4 protein-coding genes are annotated in these 3657 nt (G+C 72.3%); all 4 read left to right on the forward strand.

What is annotated here, in order from left to right; all coding sequences use genetic code 11:
- The first annotated feature begins 102 nt into the window (after positions 1-102).
- A complete protein-coding gene (locus tag ACFWM7_RS34375) occupies positions 103-1023 on the forward strand; it encodes a TetR family transcriptional regulator C-terminal domain-containing protein (RefSeq protein WP_383268455.1) in 921 nt (306 codons plus the stop codon).
- Positions 1024-1104: 81 nt separating this feature from the next.
- The gene (locus ACFWM7_RS34380; protein ID WP_205086161.1) at positions 1105-1998 is read left to right on the forward strand and encodes a 3-keto-5-aminohexanoate cleavage protein; all 894 of its coding nucleotides are present in this window, start codon (positions 1105-1107) and stop codon (positions 1996-1998) included.
- Between the two features lie 76 nt (positions 1999-2074).
- On the forward strand, positions 2075-3085 hold the full coding sequence (locus ACFWM7_RS34385; protein WP_383268460.1) for a 3-hydroxyacyl-CoA dehydrogenase NAD-binding domain-containing protein: 1011 nt from the start codon (positions 2075-2077) through the stop codon (positions 3083-3085).
- Entirely contained in the window at positions 3082-3618 is a 537-nt protein-coding gene (locus tag ACFWM7_RS34390) for a thioesterase family protein (RefSeq protein ID WP_383268458.1), read from the forward strand. The genes ACFWM7_RS34385 and ACFWM7_RS34390 overlap by 4 nt, the downstream gene beginning before the upstream one ends.
- The last annotated feature ends 39 nt before the right edge of the window (positions 3619-3657 follow it).

The following is a 3657-nucleotide window of genomic DNA, read 5'->3' on the forward strand; positions in this document are numbered from 1 at the left end:
GTTCTGACTGATGCATCAGTCAGAACCGCAACACCCTTTTTATGCAGACCTAGGCCCTGCTGGTGTTGAGGTTTTCTCAACACATGGCTACGGTGGCTGACCATGCAGCAGGACGAGGTGGCCGCACGGGTCCGACAGGTGATCGACGCGGCTGGGGTGAGCGCGCGCGAGTTCGCGCGGCGGATCGTCATCGATCCGTCGAAGCTGTCCCGGTCCCTGAACGGCACCCGACGCTTCACCGCCGCCGAACTGGCCCGGATCGCGGACATCGGCGGCGTGGACGTCGGCCGGCTGATCGGTACGACGGCCGGGCCGGTGGGCGACGCGGCCGGCAGCCCGGGGGGCGGCGCGGCATCGACGCCGTCGACCGTGCGCTCCCCGTCGCAGCCTCGCCCGCCCTCGCCCTCACCGGAGGGCGGCAGGCCCCTGCAGATCGTGCGCGAGACCGTCAGGCTCATCGCCGAGCGCGGGTTCCATGCCGTCCGGGTCGCGGACATCGCCGCGGCCTGCCACACCAGTACGGCGGCGATCCACTACCACTTCCCCGGCCGTGACGAACTGCTGGAAGCCGCGGTCCGCTGGTGCATGGACGAGGACACCCGTCGCCGCGCCGACGCCACGGCCGGCACCCGTCACGCCGGGGACGAGCTGCGCCTGCTGATCGAACTCCAGACGCCCCGCACCGAACAGCAACGGCGGCAGTGGTGCGTCTGGCTCGACCTGTGGGCCGAGGCCGCCCGGTCCACCACGGTCGGGCTGCTCCACGTGGACTACTACCGCCAGTGGCGGGGGACGGTCGCCGATGTGATCCGGCGCGGCGTCGAGCAGGGCGTGTTCCGTCCGGTCGACGCGGACGGCGCGGCCCTCGCCCTCACCGCGCTGATCGACGGGCTGGCCTCCCAGGTCCTGGCCACCGAGCCCGAACCGCCGGGCGGCGGCGTCCCCGGCACCGGCGCCCAGGCCATGCATGACGCGCTGATCGCCCACGTGGACGCCTGCCTGAGCGCGCCCTCGGCCGGCTGACGCCCGCGCCGACCCCGTACACCCACCTGCCCGAACCCCGGGCTCCCCGTTCCCCAACTCCCCGAGAGGAGACGTTCCCGCATGCCCGTGAACCAGGACGTCATCATCACCTGCGCCCTCACCGGAGCCGGCGACACCGTCGGCCGCAGCCCCCATGTCCCGGTGACCCCCGAGCAGATCGCCGCCTCCGCCGTCGAGGCCGCCGGGGCCGGCGCGGCCGTGGTCCACATCCACGTCCGCGAGCCGGAGACCGGCGCGCCCTCCCGCGACCCCCGGCTCTACCGGGAGGTCGTCGAGCGGATCCGGGAGACCGGCACCGACGTCGTCATCAACCTGACCGCCGGCATGGGCGGGGACCTGGTCATCGACCCGGAAGCCCCGCTCCGTCAGCTCCCGGGCACCGACCTGGTCAGCGGGCTGGACCGGCTGCCGCACGTGGAGGACCTGCTCCCGGACATCTGCACCCTCGACTGCGGTTCGCTCAACTTCGGCGACGGCAGCAACCTCTACGTCTCGACCCCCGACATGCTGCGCACCGGCGCGAAGCGCATCCAGGAACTCGGGGTCCGGCCCGAGCTGGAGATCTTCGACACCGGGCAGCTGTGGTTCGCCAAGCAGCTCCTCGCCGAGGGGCTGCTCGACGATCCCACGGTCTTCCAGCTCTGCATGGGCATTCCGTGGGGCGCGCCCGCCGATCCGGGCGTCCTCCAGTCGATGGTCAACATGCTTCCGCAGGGCGCGCAGTGGGCGAGCTTCGCACTCGGCCGGATGCAGATGCCCTGGGTCGCCCAGTCGATCCTGCTCGGCGGACACGTCCGGGTCGGCCTGGAGGACAACCTCTATCTGGGCAAGGGCGTCAAGGCCACCAACGGGCAGTTGGTGGAGCGCGCCGTGCAGATCACCGAATCCCTGGGTTCCCGGGTCGCCACGCCCGACGAGGCACGCCGGAAGCTCGGCCTGCGCCCGCGCGCCTGACCGCCCCCGCCGCCTCCCTCCCCTCCCCCCAACTCCTCCCCCTCACCGTCTTTCCGGAGTGTCGCCCGTGCCTGTCATCCCCTCCCCCACCACGACGACCGACGATCCCTCGGTGCCCGCAGCCCCGTGTTCCCCTGAGGACGTACGCCGTGTGGCGTGCGTCGGGGCCGGGGTGATCGGCGGCGGCTGGGCCGCCCATTTCCTCGGCCGCGGCTACGACGTCACCGCCTGGGATCCGGCCCCCGACGCGGCCGTCCGGCTGCGTCGGCTCATCGCCGCCGCCTGGCCCGCGCTGGAACAGCTCGGGCTGGCCGACGGAGCGTCCCAGGACCGGCTGACCGTCACCGCGACTCTCGAAGAGGCCGTGGCGGACGCCCAGTTCGTCCAGGAGAGCGCCCCCGAGAAGCTGGACCTCAAGCGCGATCTGCTGGCCCGCCTGGACGCCGCCGCACCCGCCGGTACGGTGATCGCCTCGTCGACCTCCGGCTATCCGATGACGGACATGCAGACGGAGGCCGCCGACCCCGGCCGGCTCGTCGTCGGGCACCCCTTCAACCCGCCTTACCTCATTCCCCTGGTCGAGGTCGTCGGCGGGGAACGGACCGCACCCGCCGCGGTCGACTGGGCCTCGCGCTTCTACGCCGTCGCGGGCAAGTCCGTGATCACCATGGACCGCGAGGTGCCCGGCTTCATAGCCAACCGGCTCCAGGAGGCCCTGTGGCGCGAAGCGCTGCACATGGTCGCGAGCGGAGAGGCGACGGTGGCGGAGATCGACGCGTCGATCACCGAGGGGCCGGGGCTTCGCTGGGCCGTGATGGGGCCGATGCTCACGTTCGCGCTCGCGGGCGGGGAGGGCGGGATGGCCCACATGCTCGACCACTTCGGCCCGTCGCTGAAGTCGCCCTGGACGAGGCTCGAAGCGCCCGAGCTGGACCGCGCCCTGTACGACGCGGTGGTGGCCGGCTGCGAGGAGGCCGCCGACGGCCGGAGCATCGCCGATCTGGTCGCCGAACGGGACCGGGGCGTCATCGAGGTCCTCCGGGCGACGGGCCGCCTTCCCCGTTCCGCGGAGGAGGCGACCCGATGAGCGAGCAGCAGAGCCACGAGGAGAGGACCGTGACCGAGAACGACGGCGCGTCACTCCCCCTGGTCCACCGGACCGTACGGCCGGAGTGGATCGACTACAACGGCCATATGAGCGAGGCGTTCTACGTCCTGGTCTTCGGGTACGCCACCGACGCGATGATGATCGAGACCGGTCTGCACGCCGGATACCGGGAGAGCACCGGCTGCTCGCTCTACACCGTCGAATCGCATCTGCGTTACCTCCGCGACGTCGCCGAGGGCGCCCATCTCGCCGTCCGCACGCGCCTGTTGGGCGTGGACGCGAAGAAGGCGCGCTTCTGCCACGAGCTGTACGTGGTCGACGCCCCCGACGACGTACCGGAGCCGGCGGCCGAACCGGTCGCGACCACCGAGCTGCTGGCGCTCCATGTGGACCAACAGGCGGGCCGTACCGCCCCGTTCCCGGATTCCGTACGGGAGCGGCTGGGCGCCCTCGTCGAGCCCGCCCCCGCGTGGGCGGGGCGTTCGATCGCCGAGGTTCCGGCGGTCCGCTGAAACGCGGCTGCCGCGCCCGCCGCACGCCAAGGCCGAGCG

The organism is Streptomyces sp. NPDC058375, from assembly GCF_042723425.1.
GTDB lineage: Bacteria > Actinomycetota > Actinomycetes > Streptomycetales > Streptomycetaceae > Streptomyces > Streptomyces durocortorensis.

What these genes read in the sequence shown, in the direction of transcription:
- ACFWM7_RS34375 (WP_383268455.1), top strand. Translation starts at nt 103, where the DNA reads ATGCAGCAGGACGAGGTGGCCGCACGGGTCCGACAGGTGATCGACGCG.
- ACFWM7_RS34380 (WP_205086161.1), top strand. Translation starts at nt 1,105, where the DNA reads ATGCCCGTGAACCAGGACGTCATCATCACCTGCGCCCTCACCGGAGCC.
- ACFWM7_RS34390 (WP_383268458.1), top strand. Translation starts at nt 3,082, where the DNA reads ATGAGCGAGCAGCAGAGCCACGAGGAGAGGACCGTGACCGAGAACGAC.